Source organism: Mesorhizobium sp. YC-39 (genome assembly GCF_025753795.1).
Taxonomy (GTDB): Bacteria; Pseudomonadota; Alphaproteobacteria; order Rhizobiales; family Rhizobiaceae; genus Mesorhizobium.
This window is the reverse complement of record NZ_JAOWPS010000001.1, coordinates 968,825-989,023: the sequence shown is the minus strand read 5'-3', so window position 1 is coordinate 989,023 and position 20,199 is coordinate 968,825. Positions and strand designations below refer to the sequence as shown.

Here is a 20,199-nt window from a genome sequence, read left to right as displayed (position 1 = left end):
TCCCCCGCAAGGGGGGAGATCAGCTGATTGCATCGTTTTCGCCAATCACCGACGTTGCAGAATGGGCGGCAAGATCGAAGCTGCCAATCTCCCCCCTTGCGGGGGAGATGTCCGGCAGGACAGAGGGGGGTGCGCAGAAAGAAGGCGTGGAAGGAGTTTTTCATGCCTGACCGCTCCTTCCTCTCCTGGCCCTTCTTCGAGGACCGCCATCGCGCGCTTGCCGAGCGGCTGGACGCATGGTGCGCCAAGAACCTCCCGGTTGATCACCATGATGTCGACGCCGCGTGCCGCGAGCTGGTGGCGAAGCTCGGCAAAGATGGCTGGCTGAAACCAACCACGCTCGACACCGCAAACCCCGGCCCGCTCGACGTGCGCACGCTGTGCCTCACGCGCGAGACGCTGGCCCGACATGATGGGCTGGCCGACTTCGCCTTTGCCATGCAGGGGCTCGGCACCGGCGCACTCAGCCTGTTCGGCACGCCGGAGCAGCAGCAATGGCTGGCCAGGACACGCGCGGGCGAGGCGATTTCGGCCTTCGCGCTGTCGGAGCCGCGATCCGGGTCTGATGTCGCCAATATGGAGATGACAGCCACGCGCGACGGCGACGACTATGTGCTGTCGGGCGAAAAGACCTGGATTTCCAATGGCGGCATCGCCGACCTCTACATCGTCTTTGCCCGCACCGGCGAAGCGCCGGGCGCCAAGGGTCTCTCGGCCTTCATTGTGCCAGCGGAGACAAAGGGGCTGACCGTCACCGAACGGCTCGAGGTGATCGCGCCGCATCCGCTGGCGCGGCTGTCGTTCGACGGCGTTCGTGTTCCGGGCTCGGCGCTGATCGGCAAGCCGGGCGACGGCTTCCGCATAGCCATGTCGGTGCTCGACGTCTTTCGCTCAACGGTGGGTGCAGCAGCGCTTGGCTTTGCGCGGCGCGCGCTGGACGAAAGCATCGGCAGGGTGGCTGAACGCAAGCTTTTCGGGGCGCCGATGGCCGAGCTGCAGATGGTGCAGGGCCACATCGCCGATATGGCGCTCGATATCGATGCCGCCGCCTTGCTCGTCTACCGCGCCGCCTGGACCAAGGACATGGGCGCGGCCCGTGTCACCCGCGAAGCGGCGATGGCCAAGCTGTTCGCCACCGACAAGGCGCAAGAGGTGATCGACAAGGCCGTGCAACTGCATGGCGGCGATGGCGTGCGCAAGGGCCATATCGTCGAGAGCCTCTATCGCGAAATCCGAGCGTTGCGCATCTACGAGGGCGCGTCGGATGTGCAGAAGGTGGTGATCGCCCGGCAAGTGATGGGAGCGGCGTGAGGGCTGTTCAGGGAATTAGAGACTGGACTGTTTCGAATCGAACATTCGAGAAGCAGATTGAGTATCGGGAGGCCAGACATGCACACCATCCTGCAGCCGGAAGGCTGGGCCAAACCCATCGGTTACGCCAACGGCGTCGCGGCGCGCGGCCAGCTCGTCTTCGTTGGTGGCCAGGTCGGCTGGAACGGACAATGCCGGTTCGAGACCGATGATTTCGTTGGCCAGGTGCGGCAGACGCTCGCCAACATCGTCGCTGTGCTTGCCGAGGCCGGCGGCAAACCTGAGCACATCACCTCGATGACCTGGTATTTCACCGACAAGGCCGAGTATCTGGCCAATCTTAGGGGGATCGGCGAGGCCTATCGCGAGGTGATCGGACGGCATTTCCCGGCCATGGCCGCCATGCAGGTGGTGGCGCTTGTCGAGGACCGCGCCAAGGTGGAGATCCAAGCGACGGCGGTGATTCCGGACTGAGGCTCGACTTTGCTTGGCGTTGGTTTTTCAACGATAGGTAATTCGCCCAGAGTCTAGGTTAGGCGACCAATTTTCGAAGTTGGCGCCGCCCTCATCTGGCTGCCGCCATCTTCTCCCCGTGAACGGGGAGAAGGGCGCTCTCATCGCCCATTTCGCCAATCACCAGCGTTGCAAGAAGGACGCCGACATTGCGGCCGGCTTATTTCTCCCCGTTTACGGGGAGAAATGCCCGGCAGGGCAATGAGGGGTGGCGCCAACATTGCGAACGAATGACGTCTGACTTCGATCGGGCGTCATGCCTGCCGGCTGTGTGACTTGGCTCCCCGCATATTATGTGATCAGATGATCACACTGCTTTCGGCAGGTGAGTCTGCTTGCACATAGCTTTTGTCGGAACCCAAGGAAAGCGAAACCGTGGCTCTGGGATTTGAACCTGTATCGGGACGTGTGACCGTCCAGGACGGCGTCTATCAGCAGCTTCGGCATGCCTTGATGGTCGGCAGCTTCGATCCGGGACAGGTGCTGACCATTGCCTCGCTGGCGGAAGCCTTCGGCACCTCGAACATGCCGGTGCGCGAGGCCTTGCGCCGGCTGGCAGCGGAGAATGCGCTGGAGATCTCGCAGAACGGCTCGGCCTGCGTGCCAGTCGTCACCCGGGCGCGGCTCGACGACCTCTGCCGGGCGCGCCTCGCCGTCGAGGGCCTGGCGGCCGAGCTTGGCGCGCCGCGGCTGACCGCGGCAGAGATCGCGTCTCTGCAGCGGATCACCGACGATCAGCAGGCGATCGGTCGCGATGGCAGCATCTACGAGCTGATCGCCAAGAACCAGCAATTCCACTTCACCATCTACCGCGCCTCCGGCTCCGACGTGCTGTTTCAGTTGATCGAGACGCTGTGGCTGCGTTTCGGGCCCTATATGCGACTGTTGTCCAATCATGTCGCGCCTTTGATGCGCGCCGGCACGATGGAGCCATCGGGACGGCATGTCGCTGTTATCGCGGCTCTCAGGGACAAAGACATCGTCCGCGCCCGCGACGAGGTGGTGGCCGATATCACAGCCACCCAGGAGACGTTGCGTGCCATCTGCCCGGATGTGCCCGAGCCCAGGCCGGTCGATTTCGCCGGCTTTGGCAAGGCTTCCTGACACCGGCGCTGGGCTGACCGAAAAATCCGGGGAAAAGACACCGGGTCCCGGCGGCGCTGGACCAAGAAACAACCGCCTGATTTCGACCTGCGATCCGAATTTCTTAGACCGCAGCGGTTGATCCCTATCTAGTTTTGTGATCACTTGATCACAAGGAGCAAAACGCGGAATGTCAGGCTATTTTCTCTACCATTCGATCGGCACCTTTCCCGGCAAGGCCGAACGCATGGCCGCAGCGCTGGCTGAATTCTCCGGCATCTGGTCGGCGGAAGATGATAGCCAATGGCCGGCAGCACTTGGCGCGCGGCAGCGTTTCATCGATGCCTGGAGCCGGCTGATTGAGGCGCCAAAGGGAACGCTGACCACCACCGAGAATGTCACGTCGGCGCTTTACAGCCTGATCGGGGCCTTGCCGTCGAAGCGACTGGCGGGAAAACGCCTGCTGATCGCTGCCGACTGTTTCCCGAGCCTGCATTTCCTGCTTGCCGGTCTCGCCGAACGCTTCGACTTCACGCTCGATACCGTGCCGTTGCGGCCAGGCGAAAGCTGGGTGCGCGACGAGGATTTCGTCGCCCGTTGGCAGGAGGATGTCGGCCTCGCCTTGCTGACCTTCGTCACCTCAACGGCCTCGCACCGCTGCGATATCGCACGGCTTGCCGCGCATGGTCGGGCGATGGGAAGCATCGTCGGCGTCGACATCACGCAAGGCGTCGGCGTTATACCCTTCTCGGTAGCGGAGGCTTCGGTCGATTTCGTCGTATCGACATCGCTTAAATGGCTGTGCGGCGCCTCTGGTGCGGGCATCCTGCAGGTGACGCCCGACCTTTTGGCAACATGCCAACCTGAGCAGCGCGGCTGGTTCAGCCAGCCGAACCCGTTCTCCTGGGATTTGGACAGTTTTTCCTATGCAAGCGATGCCCGACGTTTCGACCATGGCACGCCGGCGATCCTTGCCAGCGTCGCATCGCTGCCCGGCCTCGAATGGGTGGAAAGAACCGGCGTCGACGCTATCGGCGCCCAAAACACGGCACTTGGCGAACGCATCATCGGTCATGCGCTGGACAATGGCTGGTCGGTCCGTTCGCCGCTGGACGCCAGCGAACGTGGCGGCAGCGTGATGCTGGCCCTGCCACAAGGCGTCGATCCGGCAAAGACCGTGTCGAGCCTGCGCGACGAACGGCTTTATTGCGATGCGCGCGGCCCAACGCTCAGGCTGTCGCCCGGCATGGTCACATCAGGCGACGCGGTCGATGCGCTGCTTGCGCGCCTGCAGAACCTCATCGGCGCGCGGCAACGGCGCGCATCCTGACTTCAGGCACCGCCTCGCCTGCAGCATCCGGGAGTTGGATGCTGAAAGCGGCGGAAGAGGAAATGCGCCACGCGAAGTGGCCGAACCAGAGGGAAGCACCATGTTGCATCGTCTAGGATTGATTGGCGTGATCATCGCCGCGGGCGTCGCCTTCGCGGCACCTGCCTTTGCCGACAAGATCATGGTGGGCGCCTATCCGGCGAACCCGCCATGGGAATACAAGACCGAATCCGGCTCGTTCGAGGGCTTCGAAATCGACGTCGCCAACGATGTCGCCAAGCGCATCGGCGCCGAGGCCGAATTCCAGGATCTCGGTTTCCAGGCGCTATTTGCGGCGACCGCATCGGGTCGCATCGATTTCGCCGTCTCGTCGATCTCGATAACCAATGAGCGGCTGCAGAACCAGGGCTTCACACAGGCCTATTACGACAGCGACGGCACCATAGTCGGCAAGTCCGACTCGACCATCAAGTCGCTCGACGACCTCAAGGGCAAGACCATCGGTGTCATCGCTGGCTCGACCGGCGAAGCCTATATGAAGGAAAATGCCGAAAAGCTCGGCGTCGCCGAGACCAAGAGCTACAACGCCCAGCAGGATCTGCTGCTCGATGTGCAGAACGGCCGCATCGACGGCGGCGCCGGCGAATTGGCCGGCTTCCTGTTCGCCATCAAGCAGATGCCCGCCCTCAAGATCCTGGTGCGCATCCCGACCGGCGAGCGTTTCGCCATGATGACGAAAAAGGGCCACCCGCTGCTGGAGAAGGTCAATGATGCCATCACCGCAATGAAGAAGGACGGCACGATGGCTTCGATCCATAAGAAGTGGTTCGGCGTCGACCCGGAAGCCGGCACCAGCACGGTGACCCCGGGACCGATCCCGCAGGCTCAGTAAGCCGGCTAATCGCCTCGACAGGCGCGCCGCGCCTTATCTTTCATCCCTTGGCAAGCCCGCTGCTGGTGGCGGGCTTGTCCATGCCATTGGGCCGACGCCATGGAACTGATCGATACGTTCTTCAACTGGGGCATTCTGGTCAGGTCGTTTCCGATCCTCATTCGCGGGCTCGGCAACACCATCCTGCTCGGCTGCGCCAGTATCGTGTTCGGCACCGTCGCCGGGCTGGCGATCTGCCTGGTGCGTCTCTATGCGCCGAAGCTGCTGAGGCGGCTGGCCATCGGCTATATCGACATCTTCCGGGCTCTGCCGATTCTGGTGGTGCTGATCCTGATCTATTACGCGCTGCCCTTTGTCGGCATCCGCCTGTCCTCCTTCGTCTCGGCGGCGCTGGCGCTGTCGCTGGTGCTTGCCGCCTTTACGGCGGAGGTCTGCCGCGCCGGCATCCAGAACATCCCGAAAGGCCAGTTCGAGGCGGCGGCGACGCTCGGCCTGCCGTTCTGGACCGCCATGCGCAAGGTGATCCTGCCGCAAGCGATCCGCGTCGTCGTGCCGCCGCTGACCAGCAACTGCGTCTCGGTGTTCAAGGATACCGCGCTCGCGTCGGTCGTCGCCATGCCGGACCTGTTGAAGCAGGCGACCGATGCGCAGGCGCTGATGGCCAACCCGACGCCGCTGATCGGCGCCGCGATCATCTATCTCGCCTTCCTGTGGCCGCTCGTGCGCCTGGTCGGCTACCTCGAAGAACGCAGCAAGAAACAGTCCGGCGCGCACTGAGCGTGGCGCCGCGATTCTGCCATCCCATTGAACTGAAGGAGACGTCCGTGAACCAGCACCAGACCCCAAAGGCGGACAGCGCCGCATCGTTCCCGGTCGATACGATCCGCGCCATGTTCCCCGCCTTGCAGCAGGCCGGCGACTTCATCTTCATGGACAATGCCGCCGGCGCGCAGATCCCGCAGAACGTGCTCGACGCGGTGACCAACCATCTGGTGGCGCACAATGTGCAGCGCGGCGGCCGCTATGGCCGCAGCGTCACCGTCGACCAGTCCGTCGCCGATGCGCGCGAAAGCGTGGCGCTGCTTATCAACGCCTACAGCTCGTCGGAAATCTGCTTCGGCATGAACGCCACCTCGTTCATCCGCCTGGTCAGCCTCGGCATTGGCCAGATGCTTCAGGAGCGAGACGAGATCGTCATAACCGACATGGACCATGATGCCAACATCGCGACGTGGCTGGCGCTGGAGCAGGCGGGCGCGAAGTTCAAATGGTGGCGCATGCGCGAGGACGGCAATCTCCATGTCGACGACCTCAGGCCGCTGGTTTCGGATCGCACAAGGCTCGTCGCCTGCACGGTGACGGCGCATTCGATCGGCTCGATCGTCGATGTCGCTTCCGTTGCCAAGATCGCGCATGCGGCGGGTGCGGACGTGTTCCTCGACTGCGTGCATTACGGGCCGCACGGATTGATCGATGTGCAGGCCTGGGATTGCGACTATCTGGTCTGTTCCGGCTACAAGAATTTCTCGCCACATATGGGCTTCCTGTGGGGACGCTTCGAAACGCTGAAGCGGCTGCCGACCTTCCGCGAGGATTTCATCCCCGACGAGCCTCCCTACAAGGTCGAGGCCGGCACCTTCATCTACGAGAATGTTTCGGGCATGGACGCAGCGGTGCAATATCTGGAATTGATCGGCCGCAATCTCGCGCCTTCGAACAATCGCTCGCGCCGCGAGAACATTGTCGCCGGCATGGGCGCCATCCGCGATTACGAGCTGGTGCTGGCGCGCGAGATGCTGAAGGTCCTCAAGGATTGCGACGCCACGATCTACGGCGTCGCCGACGAGGCCCGCATTAGCGAACGCGTGCCGACCTTCTGCTTCAACATCGGCAAGCTTTCGCCGCAACGCATCGTCGAAGAGATGGCCGAAATGCAGATTGGTATCCGCGATGGCCACATGTACGCGCCGCGACTGATGAAGCGCCTCAACCTGTCGATGGACAGCGGCGCCATCCGCGCCTCGCTGGTGCACTACAATACGGTCAAGGAGGTCCGCCGCTTCGGTGAGGCGCTGCACGCCATTGTCGCAAGGCTATCGTAGCGACCCAAGATTCTCCTCGCGGCCGGCATCGAAAGCGACTTGCCCTCATAGATCCTCGAAGGCAGGATCGGCAGAGACGCGCGCGTTCTTGGTGCGGCGAGCCTTCCGCTTCTCGCCGAGTATGCGCGTGACCGCGATATTCTCTTCAGCTGAACCGGAGAGCAGTGACTGTTTCGTAGTGACCGACCGTGCCCAGCGGATCGGCGGGAAGGAAGACCGACATGCTGATCGGAATTGACTGGGGCGGCACCAAGATCGAGGGCGTCGCCATGGAGCACGACGGCCGCGAACTTCTTCGTCTGCGGGAAGTGACGCCGCGCCATGACTATTTTGGCTGCATCCGTGTCATCAAGACCATGATCGATGCACTGGAAAGCCAGACGGGCAGGACAGGCTCCATCGGCATCGGCATCCCCGGCTCGCTCGAGCCCGTCAGCCGCCTTGGCAAGGGCGCAAGCTCGACGTGGCTTCTCGGGCGCCCGGTGGAAAAGGATCTACACGACGCGATCAAGCGGGAGATGCGGATCGAGAACGATGCCGATTGTTTCGCAGCCTCCGAAGCCATGGACGGCGCCGGCGCCGGGCACAATGTGATTTTCGCCGTCATTCTGGGGTCGGGCGCCGGGGCCGGCATCGCCGTCGGCGGCAAGGCGCACCATGGACCCAACAACAGTGGAGGCGAATGGGGCCACAACCCCTTGCCCTTTCCCGACGTGACGGAAATTCCTGGCAAGGCCTGTTATTGCGGACGGCACGGTTGCATGGAAACCTGGGTGTCCGGCCGCGCCTTCGAGGCGGAGTATGCCAGCCACACTAACGAGCAACTGAAGGCCAGCGAGATCATCGAGAAGAAGCGCGGGGGAGACCGCCTGTCGACCCTGCTCTGGGATCGCTACGTCGACCGCGTCGCACGGGGCCTTGCGACGGTGGTCAATTCGCTCGATCCCGACATTCTCGTCATGGGCGGCGGCATGTCGAATGTCGAAGAGCTCTACCAGGATCTGCCGCGCGAACTGGCAAAACGCACTTTCTCGACAGTTTTCTACACGCCGATACGCAAGGCCGTGCACGGCGATTCCAGCGGCGTCCGCGGCGCTGCCTGGCTTTGGAAGTCATAGGGCCGCACGGGCCGTATTCCCGCACGAGAGAGACGTCATGACCGACACATCATCCTTGAAAGACCGCTATGATTTTGCACTCGCTCTTATCCGGGAGGCAGGAGATCTGGCGCATAGCTATTTCAGGAACCGCGACGCCCTGACCATCAAGAGCAAGGGCCTGCAGGACATGGCGAGCGAGGCCGATCTGAACACCGAACTGCTGATCCGCGACCGGCTGAATGCCGGCTTTCCCCAAGATGGTTTCCTCGGCGAGGAAACCGGGAGCTCTGGCTTCGCGGCCAATCAAGGTATCTGGGTCGTCGATCCGATCGATGGAACGCAGCCTTTCGTCTCCGGCATGTCCAGCTGGTGCGTCTCAATCGCCTTTGTCAGGAACAGCGAGTTGCAGTTCGGTATGGTCTATGCACCGGCACGAAACGAACTCTTTGGCGGCGGCATCGACTTTCCAGCAACACTGAACGGCACGCAGGTCCAGCGTCATCCGGGCAAAACCATCAAGGATGGCATTGTTGGCGTCGGCTATTCTCCACGCGTCACACCGGACGAATTCCTGCCGATATTTGAACGGTTCCTGAAGAACGGCGGCATGTTCTATCGCGACGGCTCCGGAGCTCTGACGCTCTGCTACGTCGCCTGTGGTCGACTGCTTGGCTATATCGAGCCGCACATTAATTCCTGGGATTGCCTCGGCGCCATCGCGGTCATCCGGGCGGCGGGCCTGAGGACCAACGACTTTCTCGCAAACGATGGCCTGAACAGGGGCAACCGCGTGCTCGCTGGTAACGAGACGGTCTATACGGAACTTGAAAAAATCTACGACAACTGATCGGTGCTGCCTTCCTGGAGCAGCGGCGGAATCGAGGCCATTCCCTGATTGGCGGCCCGGTCAGGCGGCCTTCTTTTTCGCCAACCTTGCCTTGATCGAGGCGACATCAGCGCGCGGGGTCGCCGCGAACAGCGTCCTGGTGTAGCTGTGCTTGGGGTCTGAAAAAACCTCGTCGCGCGAGCCGTATTCGACCGCCTCGCCGAAATACATTACCATCACGTCGTCGGCGATATAGCGCACCACGGATAGGTCATGGCTGATGAAGACGTAGGTCAGCTGGAACTCGTCCTGCAGGTCGGCAAGCAGGTTGAGCACCTGCGCCTGCACCGACAGATCGAGCGCCGAGACCGGTTCGTCCAGCACCAAAAGGCTGGGGTTCAGCATCAGCGCGCGGGCAATGGCGATGCGCTGGCGCTGGCCGCCCGAGAACATGTGCGGGTAGCGGTTATAGTGCTCGGGTCCGAGGCCGACCTTCTTCAGCATCTTCATCGCGAGGTCGCGCCGTTCCTCGGCCGGCTTGTCGGTGTTGATGAGCAGCGGCTCACCGAGCACATCGCCGATCTTCTGGCGCGGGTTGAGCGAGCCATAGGGGTTCTGGAAGACGATCTGCACCTTGCGGCGCATCTCCTTCGACAGGCCGTCCTTGGCGATGTCGACCTTGTTGCCGTCGATGAAGAGCTCGCCTGATGTCGCAGGATCGATCAGCGTGATGATGCGGGCGAGCGTGGACTTGCCGCAGCCGCTTTCGCCAACGATGGCCAGCGTCTTGCCCTTCTGCACGGTGAAAGAAACGCCCTTGACCGCATGAACGGTGCGGGTCGGACGAAACAGGCCACCGCCGACATGGTAGTCGCGCACGATGTTCTTGCCTTCGAGAACCGTCACACTCATGAAGCTGCCCCCGTTGGCGACCCAGATCTCGCGGCAGAGGGGGCCGGCTCGAACAACATGTCGGAAACGGTCGGCAGCCGATCGCCGACAGCGTTTTCCGGCAGCGCCGACAGCAGCGCGCGCGTGTAGTTGCTCTTCGGCGCTTCGAAGAGCGACAGCACATCGGCCTCTTCCATCTTGCGGCCCTTGTACTGGACGATGACGCGGTCGGCGGTCTCGGCCACCACGCCCATATTGTGGGTGATCATGATCAGCCCCATGCCGTATTTGGCTTGCAGGGAGACCAGCAGATCGAGGATCTGCTTCTGGATGGTGACATCAAGCGCTGTCGTCGGCTCGTCGGCGATCAACAGCTTCGGATTGCAGGCGATGGCAATGGCGATCATGACGCGCTGGCACTGGCCGCCCGACATCTGGTGTGGGAACGAGCTCAGCCGTTCCTCCGGATCGGCGATGCCGACCAGCTTCATGAGTTCGATGGCGCGGGCTCGGCGCTGGGCGCGGTCCATGCCCATGTGAAAGCGCAGCACCTCCTCGATCTGGAAGCCGGCGGTGAAGCACGGATTGAGGCTGGCGATCGGTTCCTGGAAGATCATCGAGATGTCCTTGCCGACGATCTTGCGGCGCTCCGACGGGCTGAGCCCAAGCAGGTCGATGCCATCGAAGGCCATGCGGTCAGCCTTCACCGTCGCCGTATTGGGCAAAAGCCCCATCACCGCCAGCATCGCCACCGATTTGCCGGAGCCGGATTCGCCGACGATCGCCAGCACCTCGCGCGGCTCGATCGACAGGTCGATGCCTTGCACGGCCATGAACGGCCCGGCGGCGGTATCGAAGGAAACGGTAAGGTTCCTGATCTCGAGAAGAGGCATGGTGCTCACGACCTCTTCAGCTTGGGGTCGAAGGCGTCGCGCAGGCCATCGCCGATCAGGTTGATGGCCAGCACCGTGATCAGGATGGCAAGGCCGGGGAAGGTCACCACCCAGGGCGCGCGCAGGATGAACTCGCGCGCCGAGGCGAGCATAGTGCCCCATTCCGGCGTCGGTGGCTGCGCGCCCACGCCAAGGAAGCCGAGCGCCGCGGCCTCGAGGATGGCGTTGGAGAAGGACAGCGTCGCCTGCACGATCAGCGGCGCCACGCAATTCGGCAAGATCGTTCTCACCATCAGCCTCAGATGGCTGGCACCGGCGACTTTGGCGGAGATGACATATTCACGGTTCTTTTCGGACATCACCGCCGCACGGGTGAGGCGCGCGAAATGCGGCTGCAGCACCAGCGCAATCGCCAGCATGGCGTTGAACAGGCCAGGGCCGAGGATCGCCACAAGCACCAGCGCCAGCAGTAGCGACGGGAAGGCCAGGATAATGTCCATGATGCGCATGATCAGCGTATCGACCCAGCCGCGGAAATAGCCGGCGAGCACGCCGAGGACGATGCCGCTGGTCAGCGAGAAGACGACGACCACCAGGCCGATGAACAGCGAGAAACGCGCGCCGAAAATCAGCCGCGAAAGCATGTCGCGGCCGACCGCATCGGTGCCGAGCAGGAACATCGATTTGCCGCCCTCCTGCCAGGCCGGCGGCGCCAGCAGCGCATCGCGAAACTGTTCGTCGGGCGAATGCGGTGCGACCACAGGCGCGAAGATCGCCACCAGCACAAGCAAAGCGAACACGACAAGGCCGATAACGGCGCCGGTGTTCATCGAATAATAGTGCCAGAATTCAGCGAAGGCGCGTTGCCGGCCGCCGGGCTGAACGGAGGCAGCAGTGGCTTCGGCCGCGGACTGGTCGGTCATCTTACTGCACCCGTATGCGCGGATTGATGACGGCGTAGAGCACGTCGACGATCAGGTTCACCGCCATGACGATCAGCGCGATGATCAGCAGACCGCTCTGGACGACGACATAGTCGCGCTTGCCGATCGCGTCGATCATCCATTTGCCGATACCGGGCCAGGAAAAGATCGTCTCGGTGAGGATAGCGCCCGCCATCAGCGTGCCGACCTGCAGACCGATGGTGGTGACGACCGGGATCAGCGCGTTGCGAAAAGCGTGGAGCCCGACGACGCGGCGCGGCGCCAGACCCTTGGCGCGGGCGGTGCGGACATAGTCCTCGCCCAGTACCTCCAGCATCGCCGACCGCGTCTGGCGCGCTATGACGGCAAGCGGAATCGTCGCCAGCACGATGGCCGGCAGGACCAGGTGACTGGCAGCGGACCTGAAAGCGCCGCTCTTGCCGGAAATCAGGCTGTCTATGAGCATGAAACCCGTGGTCGGCTTGAAGAAATACTGCAGGCCGATGCGGCCGGAAACCGGCGTCCAGCCGAGATAGCCGGAAAAGAAGATGATCAGCAGCAGGCCCCACCAGAAGATCGGCATGGAGTAGCCGGTCAGCGCCACACCCATCGTCGCCTGGTCGAACCATGATCCGCGCTTGATGGCGGCGAAGATGCCGGCGGGAATGCCGAGGAGGACGGCGATGATCAATGCGATCGTTGCCAGTTCCAGCGTTGCCGGAAACAGCGCCTGGAATTCGCCGAGCACCGGCCGCTTGGTGGCGATCGATATGCCGAAGTCGCCGGTCAGGACCCTGCCTATATATTCGAGATACTGGATGACATAGGGCCGGTTGTAGCCAAATTGCTCGACAAGCTGCGCATAGCGCTCGGGGCTGACGCCGCGCTCGCCGGCCAAGGCGAGGATCGGGTCGCCCGGCAGAAGCCGAACGAAAGCAAACGCCGCCAGCGATATGCCGAACACGGTCGGAACGATCAAGGCGAGCTTATGGAGGAGATAGCGGAGCATCTTACTTCATAGAACGGCGGCGCTGGAAGTCCAGCGCCGCCGTTCAATTTCTCGTTGACTTATTCGGTGACGTCGACGCCGTCAAACCGATGAATGCCGAGCGGGTCCATGACGAAGCCCGAAACCTTCTTGTTCATCGGCATGAAGACCTTGGAATGGGCGATGGTCAGCCACGGGGCCTCACGCTTGAACACGACCTGAGCTTCCTCGTAGATCTTGGTGCGTTCGGCAACGTCCGTGGTCGCCTTGCCCTTCTTCAGCAGGTCCTCGAACTCCTTGTTGCACCAGATCGCGTAGTTGGACTGGCCGATGGCGTCGCAGCCGAGCAGGAACAGGAAGTTGTCCGGATCGCCATTGTCGCCGGTCCAGCCGAGCTGGAAGGCGCCATCACGATCTTTCTGTTTGCCGCGTTCGCGATACTCGGTCCATTCGTAGCTGACGATCTCGGCCTTGACGCCGACGGCGGCGTAGTCGGCCTGGATCATTTCAGCCACACGCTGGGCGTTCGGGTTGTACGGCCGGCTGACGGGCATTGCCCAGATCTTCATCGACAGATCCTTGACGCCTGCGTCGGCCAGCATCTTCTTGGCCGCTTCGGGATCATAGGGATCGTCCTTGATGTCCTTGTTGTAGGACCACATGGTCGGTGGGATCGGGTTGGTGGCCGGCTGGCCGGCGCCCTGATAGACGGCGTCGATGATCGCCTTCTTGTTGACCGCCATGTTGAGAGCCTTGCGGACCTCGACCTTGTCGAAGGGCGGCATCGTGGTGTTGTAGGCCAGGTAGCCGATGTTGAGGCCTTCCTGCTCGTCGACCTTGAGGTTCGTGTCAGCCTGCAGGCCGGCAATGTCGGCCGGCGCCGGGTACGACATGATATCGCACTCGCCTGCCTTCAGCTTCTGCGCGCGGACGGCCGGATCGGTCGTGATGGCGAAGATCAGATCGTCGATCTTCTGGCGGCCGCCATAGTAGCCGTCCCATGCCGCATAGCGCACGACCGCATCAACCTGATAGTCGACGAACTGGAACGGACCGGTGCCGATCGGCTTCTGGGTGAACTGCTGCCTGGTACCGGCCTTGTCGAGCTGGTCGGCATATTCCTTGGAGACGATCGAGGCGAAATCCATGCCGAGGTCCGGCAGGAAGGCGACTTCAGGCTTGTTCAGCACGAACTTCACCGTCAGGTCGTCGACCTTGACGATTTCCTTCAGGAGATCCGGGAAGCCCATGCCGGTGAAATATTCCCAGCCGGTGCCTTCGAGATAACTGTACCACGGGTTCTCCTTCTTCCACTGCCGTTCGAAGGAGAAGATCACGTCGTCGGCGTTGAGGTCGCGCGTCGCCGTGAAATAGTCGGTGGTCTGGAACTTCACGCCGGGCCGAAGCTTGAACGTGTACTCGAGACCATCGTCGGAAACCGTCCAGCTCTCGGCGAGGCCGGGCGAGATGGTGGTCTTGCCGTGGTCGAACTCGACCAGGCGCGAATAGATGGTGCGTGACGACGCGTCGAAGTCGTTGCCACCGCTCCACGGCGACGGGTCGAAACCGGCCGGCGCCGCCTCCGAGCAATAGACCAGCTGCTTGGCGTTAGCCATGCCGCTGATGACGCTTGCGGCCAGCAACGCGGCCGCAAAAGTCAGTTTCTTTTTCATTGAGCACTCCCTGATGTTCTTCCAAGCCCCTCTATCAGGCTCGCGAAGCGCGCATATAAGCACCGTTTTTCCGGCTTTGGAACTCCCTGTTTGCCTAACCCACCGTAAGCAGAAAATAATTCTTGGGTTTTCCCAAATTTCAGAAAAAAATAGCAAAACCTGCTAATCACGCTATTATTAACGACCGCATTTTTTTATTGATCGTCGATGTCGCGAACACAATAACCTACTGACTTCGAGTTCGCCGCCAGCATGTCGGGAAGCAGGCCCCAAGGCGTCGTCGCCGAAAGATTTCGACGGCAAATCTTTCCCGTCTTGCCCCAGGGGCAAGACTTGCACGGCCGCCGATAGTCGCAATACATAGATGATACACCGGATTTCTTGGGAAATCCGCAACGCCGCTGTCTCTGTCATCCGGGAGGTGACGCGGCATCAGGCCGAGACAACAAGAAGAACGACGAGGGAGGGACAGATGGCAAAATCCGCAAAGACACCAACTCCGACCAAGGCCAAAGCCGGAGCGAAACAGGTAGCAGGCGCGGACAAGCCAAAGGCGTCACCTGCCAAAGCCGTTGCCGCCAAGAAGAAGACTGCCAAAACAGTCGCAAAGCCCGCCGCGAAAGGTGCGACCAGGGCTGGCAAGACCATGCCGGCGGCGAAGCCCGCTGCCGCCAAGCAGGCAGCGGCAACAAAACCAGTGCCCGTCAAGAGATTGCCGAAAGCGCTGACAGCGCTCGCCGCCGGACTGCCGGAAAAGCCATGGCTCAAAAACTATCCGAAAGTCGTTCCGGCCGAGATCGGCCCGCTGCCCCATAGTTCGATCGGTGACTTTCTTGTCGCCGCCTGCAAACAGTTTGCCGGCCAGCCGGCCTTCATCTGCATGGGCAAGGTTATCACCTATGCGGAACTCGAGCGGCAGTCAGCGGCCTTCGGTGCCTATCTCCAGTCGACGGGATTGCAGAAGGGCGCACGTGTGGCGCTGATGATGCCGAACGTGCTGCAATATCCGGTGGCGATGATGGCCGTGCTGCGCGCCGGCTATATAGTGGTCAACGTCAACCCGCTTTACACGCCGCGGGAGCTTGAGCACCAGCTCAAGGATTCCGGCGCGCAAGCCATCGTCATTCTCGAGAACTTCGCCAACACCTTGCAAGCGGTCATCGCCAAGACGGCGGTCAAGCATGTCGTGGTAGCCTCAATGGGCGACATGCTTGGCGGGCTGAAAGGGACGATCGTCAATCTCGTCGTACGCCGGGTGAAGAAGATGGTGCCGGCATGGTCGTTGCCTGGCCATGTCAAGTTCAACGCGGCACTGAAGACGGGCGCCGGTACAAGCTTCAAGCCCGCCAAGGTCGCGGCCGATGATGTCGCCTTCCTGCAATATACTGGCGGCACCACCGGCATCTCGAAAGGCGCAACGCTGCTGCACAGCAATGTGCTGGCCAATGTCGCGCAAAATGCGCTCTGGATCGAAGACGCCTACGCGATCAAGCCGAAACCGGCGCATCTCAACCTTGTCTGCGCATTGCCGCTCTATCACATCTTCGCGCTGACGGTGAACGCGCTGATGGGCATGCAAATGGGTGGCCAGAACATTCTAATCCCCAACCCGCGCGACATTCCCGGCTTCGTCAAGGAGTTGCAGAAATACCCGACCCACATCTTTCCGGGCCTCAACACGCTGTTCAACGCGCTGCTCAACAATGAGGATTTCCGCAAGCTCGACTTCAAGCCGCTGATCCTGACGCTGGGCGGCGGCATGGCGGTGCAGAAGGGGGTCGCGGAGCGCTGGAAGGCGCTGACCGGCTGCCCGGTCACCGAGGGCTACGGACTTTCGGAAACCTCGCCGGTGGCCACCGCCAACAAATTCAGCGATGGCAATTTCACCGGCACGATCGGCCTGCCGCTGCCCTCGACCGAGATCGCCATCCGCGACGACGATGGCAACAATCTGCCGCTCGGCGAAGTCGGCGAAATCTGCATTCGCGGACCGCAAGTGATGGCCGGTTACTGGAACCGATCGGACGAGACCGCCAAGGTGATGACCAAGGACGGTTTCTTCAAATCGGGCGACATGGGCTTCATGGACGAGGGCGGCTACACCAAGATCGTCGACCGCAAGAAGGATATGATCCTCGTGTCCGGCTTCAATGTCTATCCGAACGAACTCGAGGAGGTCGTGGCGATGCATCCGGGCGTGCTCGAAGTGGCGGCGATCGGCGTGCCGGACGAGCATTCAGGCGAAGCGCCGAAGCTGTTCGTGGTCAAGAAGGATCCAACGCTGACCACTGAGGCGCTGGCCGCCTATTGCCGCGAGAACCTGACCGGCTACAAGCGGCCCAAATATATCGAGTTCCGCACCGAACTGCCTAAGACGCCGGTGGGCAAGATTCTGCGACGGGCCTTGCGGGGATAGGCGCGATTTTGGACGATTGCCTTGCCCGTGGTGAAGCGGTCGACCCGCGTTCCAGCCCTGACCCGGTCGAGTTCATCAGGGCGAACATGCGCCTGATGCCGGTGCCTTCGCTTGCCGAAATCCGGCTTTACACGGCCCATCCGGGGAGCGGCATCAGACGGCTCACCGATCCACAGGAAGGAGAAAACGAACCGCAGCCGCCCTATTGGGCCTATGCCTGGGCCGGCGGCGCGGTGCTCGCCCGCTATATAATCGACCGGCCGCAGACGGTGGTGGGTCGCCGCGTGCTCGACCTCGGCGCCGGTTCGGGCCTCGTCGGCATCACCGCGGCAAAGGCTGGCGCCAGCGACGTGGTCGCAGCCGAGATCGATCGCAATGGCGTTGCCGCGCTTGGCCTCAATGCCGTGGCGAACGGCGTTACGATCACGGTCATTGGCGAGGACATCACCAATGGGCCGCCGCCCGCCGTCGACCTCGTTGTGGCCGGCGACGTTTTCTACGACCAGCATGTCGCTGAACGGATCATGCCCTTCCTCGACCGCTGCCTGGCGGCCGGCATCGATGTGCTGGTCGGCGACCCTGGCCGCGCGTGGCTGCCCCGGTCACGGCTTCGCCTGCTCGCCGAATACATCGTGCCGGATTTCGGGGAAGCCAGGCACGCCGCAACGAAACCGAGCGGCGTCTTCTCGCTCCAGCCGGAGCGGCCCGAGTGCCCGCTCTAAGTCTTTGTTTTATGCATGTCGTTGTCCCAAAACCGCTGCACACTTTTGGGCGACGTGCATCAGGTCGTTTCCTTGACCCGTGCCGAAAGAAAATCGGGCAGATCGGCCACCGAATCCAGAATGACGTCGGCGATATGCGACAGCGACTCGCGTGTGCCGGTGCCGGAGAGCACGCCGACAGCCAGCCCGCAGCCGCCGGCCCGTGCCATCTCCAGATCATGACGGTTGTCGCCGATCACGGCGATCTCGGCCGGCCTGAGGCCGGTCAGGTCACAAAAGGCGAGGATCGTATCCGGCGCCGGTTTCGGATTGGCCACCGCGTCATAGCCATAGGCGGCGTCGAAAAGCTGTGCGACACCCAGCGTAACCAGCGTCTTTTCCGCGCCGCTGGTCGAATCATTGGTGGCAACGCCGAGCCGATAGGCTTTCTTGTGAAGGGCGCCAAGCGTCTCGACAATGCCAGGCAGCGCCACGGCCAATGCCGAACCCTTCATCGAGGTGATCTCGTTGAAATGCGCAACGGCGCTCATCTGGTCTTCATCGGACAGACGTGGAAACCACAATTCGACGACGTCGAGGTTCGAACCGGACGCGAAGATCGAGTCGGGCTTGAAGCGCTTGGCGGCAAAATCGAAGCCCGCCGCGGCAAGCAGCCTGTCGGCCTTCCAGCGGTCGCCCTCGGCCGCTTCCATCGCCATGAAATCGGCGATGCCCAGCCATGTCGCGTTGAAGTCGACAAGCGTCCCGTCCTTGTCGAACAAAATTCCCTTGATGTCGCCCAAGCTTTTACTCCGATACACGCAAATATTGGATATGCCCCACAAGGCCAGCCGTCGAAGCGTCCCGCTTTGCGGCACTCTCCTTGCCCTCCACGACAGGCAACAGTCCGGTCGCCAGTTCCTTGCCGAGCTCGACGCCCCACTGGTCGAAGGAATTGATGTTGAACAGCGTGCCTTCGACGAAGACGCGGTGCTCATAAAGCGCGATCAGCCGCCCGAACGTGTGCGGATCAAGCTTCTTGTAGAGGATCGTCACCGAAGGACGGTTGCCGGAGAAGACGCGATGCGGAGCGATCCTGTCGACATCGGCAGGCTTCATGCCCTTGGCCAGCATCTGCGCGCGCGCTTCGTCAAGGGTGCGGCCCTTCATGAAGGCTTCCGACTGCGCCAGGCAGTTGGCGAGGAGCAGATCATGATGATGCTTGAGATCGGGCTCGTGGCCGATCGCCGCGGCGAGGAATTCGACCGGAATGAAATCGGTGCCCTGGTGCAGCAGCTGGAAGAAGGCATGCTGGCCGTTGGTGCCGGGCTCGCCCCAGACCAGCGGACCGGTGGGCGTCGTCACAGCGCCGCCGTCGAGGGTGACGCTCTTGCCATTCGATTCCATGTCGAGCTGCTGCAGATAGGCCGGCAGCCTGGACAGCCGCTGATCATAGGGAATGACCGCGCGGGCGGGATATTTGCAGATCACCCGATGCCACCAGCCGATCAGTCCCAACAGCGCCGGCAGGTTTTTCGCCAGCGGCGCGGTGCGAAAGTGCTCGTCCATTTCGTGGGCACCGTCGAGGAAGGCACGAAAATTTCTCGGACCGACGGCGATCATCACCGGCAGGCCGATCGCGCCCCAGACCGAATAACGGCCGCCGACCCAGTCCCAGAAGCCGAAGACACGGTCAGCCTCGATGCCGAATTTCGCCACCAGATCGAGAGCGGTCGAGACGGCGGCGAAATGCTTGCCGACCGCTGCCTTGCCCAGCGCTTTCGCAATCCATTTGCGCGCCGTCTCGGCATTGGTCATCGTCTCGACCGTGGTGAAGGTCTTCGAAGCGATGATGAACAAGGTGGTTTCGGCGGACAGACCCTTCAGCGTGTCGTGGATGTGGGCGCCGTCGATGTTGGACACATAGTGCGCGCGCGGCCCGTCGTGATAGGGCGCCAGCGCCAGCGTCGCCATGGCCGGGCCGAGGTCGGAACCGCCGATGCCGATGTTGACGATATCGGTGATTGTCTTGCCGGTGGCGCCGGCCGCCTTGCCTGAACGCACGGCGTCGGCGAAGGCGCCCATGGCGTCGAGCACGGCGAGGACCTCGGTCTTGACGTCCTGCCCGTCGAGCACCACGCCCTTGCCGCTGAGGTTGCGCAGCGCCGTGTGCAGCACGGCGCGATCCTCGGTGATGTTGATCTTCTTGCCCTCGAACATCGCGGCCCGCCGGCCCTCGAGGTCCGCCGCTCCCGCCAGCTTCTCCAGCATATCCATCGTCTGCGCATCGACCGCGCATTTCGACCAGTCGAGCAGCAGGTCGCCGTCGGTGGCGGAGAATGTCTGGAAGCGCTTGGGATCGGCGGCGAAAGCCTCGCGCATGCTGCCGGACGCGCTCGCGCGGTGATCGCGCAACGCGGCGAGCTGTTTTTGAAAGGACGATTGATCCACTGCCAAACTCCGAGCCTTAACATGTCATCACTAAAGACCGGATGTTTCCGGCGCATGTCGTCGCGCCACTGTATTGAGCCGATTTTCCTTCGTTTCAATGGGCAGC

General features: G+C 62.3%; 18 protein-coding genes. 11 read left to right on the top strand and 7 right to left on the bottom strand.

The genetic code is table 11. The annotated features are described in order from the left end of the window. Positions 1-162 precede the first annotated feature (162 nt). The 9 genes from OHD62_RS04720 to OHD62_RS04680 all read left to right on the top strand — a co-directional run bounded on the left by OHD62_RS04720 (position 163) and on the right by OHD62_RS04680 (position 9,178). Positions 163-1,311 carry an acyl-CoA dehydrogenase family protein gene (locus OHD62_RS04720; protein WP_263781276.1) on the top strand — a complete coding sequence of 383 codons (1,149 nt, stop codon included), beginning with the start codon at positions 163-165 and terminating at the stop codon, positions 1,309-1,311. Between the two features lie 78 nt (positions 1,312-1,389). After that, a complete protein-coding gene (locus OHD62_RS04715) occupies positions 1,390-1,785 on the top strand; it encodes a RidA family protein (RefSeq protein WP_263781274.1) in 396 nt (131 codons plus the stop codon). A gap of 414 nt (positions 1,786-2,199) precedes the next feature. Continuing rightward, entirely contained in the window at positions 2,200-2,928 is a 729-nt protein-coding gene (locus OHD62_RS04710) for a GntR family transcriptional regulator (RefSeq protein ID WP_263781273.1), read from the top strand. A gap of 169 nt (positions 2,929-3,097) precedes the next feature. Further along, complete coding sequence (locus OHD62_RS04705; protein ID WP_263781272.1) at positions 3,098-4,237, top strand: aminotransferase class V-fold PLP-dependent enzyme; 1,140 nt, start codon at positions 3,098-3,100, stop codon at positions 4,235-4,237. 100 nt (positions 4,238-4,337) lie between these two features. Then, a complete protein-coding gene (locus OHD62_RS04700) occupies positions 4,338-5,129 on the top strand; it encodes an ABC transporter substrate-binding protein (RefSeq protein WP_263781271.1) in 792 nt (263 codons plus the stop codon). A gap of 99 nt (positions 5,130-5,228) precedes the next feature. Continuing rightward, positions 5,229-5,906 carry an amino acid ABC transporter permease gene (locus OHD62_RS04695; RefSeq protein WP_263781270.1) on the top strand — a complete coding sequence of 226 codons (678 nt, stop codon included), beginning with the start codon at positions 5,229-5,231 and terminating at the stop codon, positions 5,904-5,906. A gap of 47 nt (positions 5,907-5,953) precedes the next feature. Next, on the top strand, positions 5,954-7,231 hold the full coding sequence (locus OHD62_RS04690) for a cysteine desulfurase-like protein (protein ID WP_263781269.1): 1,278 nt from the start codon (positions 5,954-5,956) through the stop codon (positions 7,229-7,231). A 221-nt stretch (positions 7,232-7,452) separates the two neighbouring features. Next, positions 7,453-8,349 carry an ROK family protein gene (locus OHD62_RS04685; protein WP_263781268.1) on the top strand — a complete coding sequence of 299 codons (897 nt, stop codon included), beginning with the start codon at positions 7,453-7,455 and terminating at the stop codon, positions 8,347-8,349. A gap of 37 nt (positions 8,350-8,386) precedes the next feature. Next, complete coding sequence (locus OHD62_RS04680; protein WP_263781267.1) at positions 8,387-9,178, top strand: inositol monophosphatase family protein; 792 nt, start codon at positions 8,387-8,389, stop codon at positions 9,176-9,178. A 60-nt stretch (positions 9,179-9,238) separates the two neighbouring features. Here OHD62_RS04680 and OHD62_RS04675 read toward each other — a convergent pair whose 3' ends face one another. From OHD62_RS04675 to OHD62_RS04655, 5 genes are read right to left on the bottom strand one after another with little or no spacing between them, the layout of a single operon-like run. Then, on the bottom strand, positions 9,239-10,069 hold the full coding sequence (locus OHD62_RS04675; RefSeq protein WP_263781266.1) for a dipeptide ABC transporter ATP-binding protein: 831 nt from the start codon (positions 10,067-10,069) through the stop codon (positions 9,239-9,241). Beyond that, positions 10,066-10,941 carry an ABC transporter ATP-binding protein gene (locus OHD62_RS04670; protein WP_263782293.1) on the bottom strand — a complete coding sequence of 292 codons (876 nt, stop codon included), beginning with the start codon at positions 10,939-10,941 and terminating at the stop codon, positions 10,066-10,068. The genes OHD62_RS04675 and OHD62_RS04670 overlap by 4 nt, the downstream gene beginning before the upstream one ends. A gap of 5 nt (positions 10,942-10,946) precedes the next feature. Then, positions 10,947-11,864: an ABC transporter permease subunit gene (locus tag OHD62_RS04665; RefSeq protein ID WP_263781265.1), complete on the bottom strand. Its 918-nt coding sequence runs from the start codon at positions 11,862-11,864 to the stop codon at positions 10,947-10,949. A 1-nt stretch (position 11,865) separates the two neighbouring features. Next, positions 11,866-12,873, bottom strand: coding sequence for an ABC transporter permease subunit (locus OHD62_RS04660; RefSeq protein ID WP_263781264.1), 1,008 nt, complete (start codon positions 12,871-12,873; stop codon positions 11,866-11,868). Between the two features lie 59 nt (positions 12,874-12,932). Then, positions 12,933-14,525, bottom strand: coding sequence for an ABC transporter substrate-binding protein (locus OHD62_RS04655; protein WP_263781263.1), 1,593 nt, complete (start codon positions 14,523-14,525; stop codon positions 12,933-12,935). 472 nt (positions 14,526-14,997) lie between these two features. Here OHD62_RS04655 and OHD62_RS04650 point away from each other — a divergent pair, with 472 nt between their 5' ends. Both OHD62_RS04650 and OHD62_RS04645 read left to right on the top strand, forming a co-directional pair. Continuing rightward, complete coding sequence (locus OHD62_RS04650; RefSeq protein ID WP_263781262.1) at positions 14,998-16,941, top strand: long-chain fatty acid--CoA ligase; 1,944 nt, start codon at positions 14,998-15,000, stop codon at positions 16,939-16,941. An 8-nt stretch (positions 16,942-16,949) separates the two neighbouring features. Continuing rightward, the gene (locus OHD62_RS04645; protein ID WP_263781261.1) at positions 16,950-17,663 is read left to right on the top strand and encodes a class I SAM-dependent methyltransferase; all 714 of its coding nucleotides are present in this window, start codon (positions 16,950-16,952) and stop codon (positions 17,661-17,663) included. 59 nt (positions 17,664-17,722) lie between these two features. Here the strand turns inward: OHD62_RS04645 and OHD62_RS04640 are convergent, their stop codons facing one another. Further along, on the bottom strand, positions 17,723-18,445 hold the full coding sequence (locus OHD62_RS04640) for an HAD family hydrolase (RefSeq protein ID WP_263781260.1): 723 nt from the start codon (positions 18,443-18,445) through the stop codon (positions 17,723-17,725). A gap of 4 nt (positions 18,446-18,449) precedes the next feature. Further along, positions 18,450-20,093, bottom strand: coding sequence for a glucose-6-phosphate isomerase (gene pgi / locus OHD62_RS04635; protein WP_263781259.1), 1,644 nt, complete (start codon positions 20,091-20,093; stop codon positions 18,450-18,452). Between the last annotated feature and the right edge of the window lie 106 nt (positions 20,094-20,199).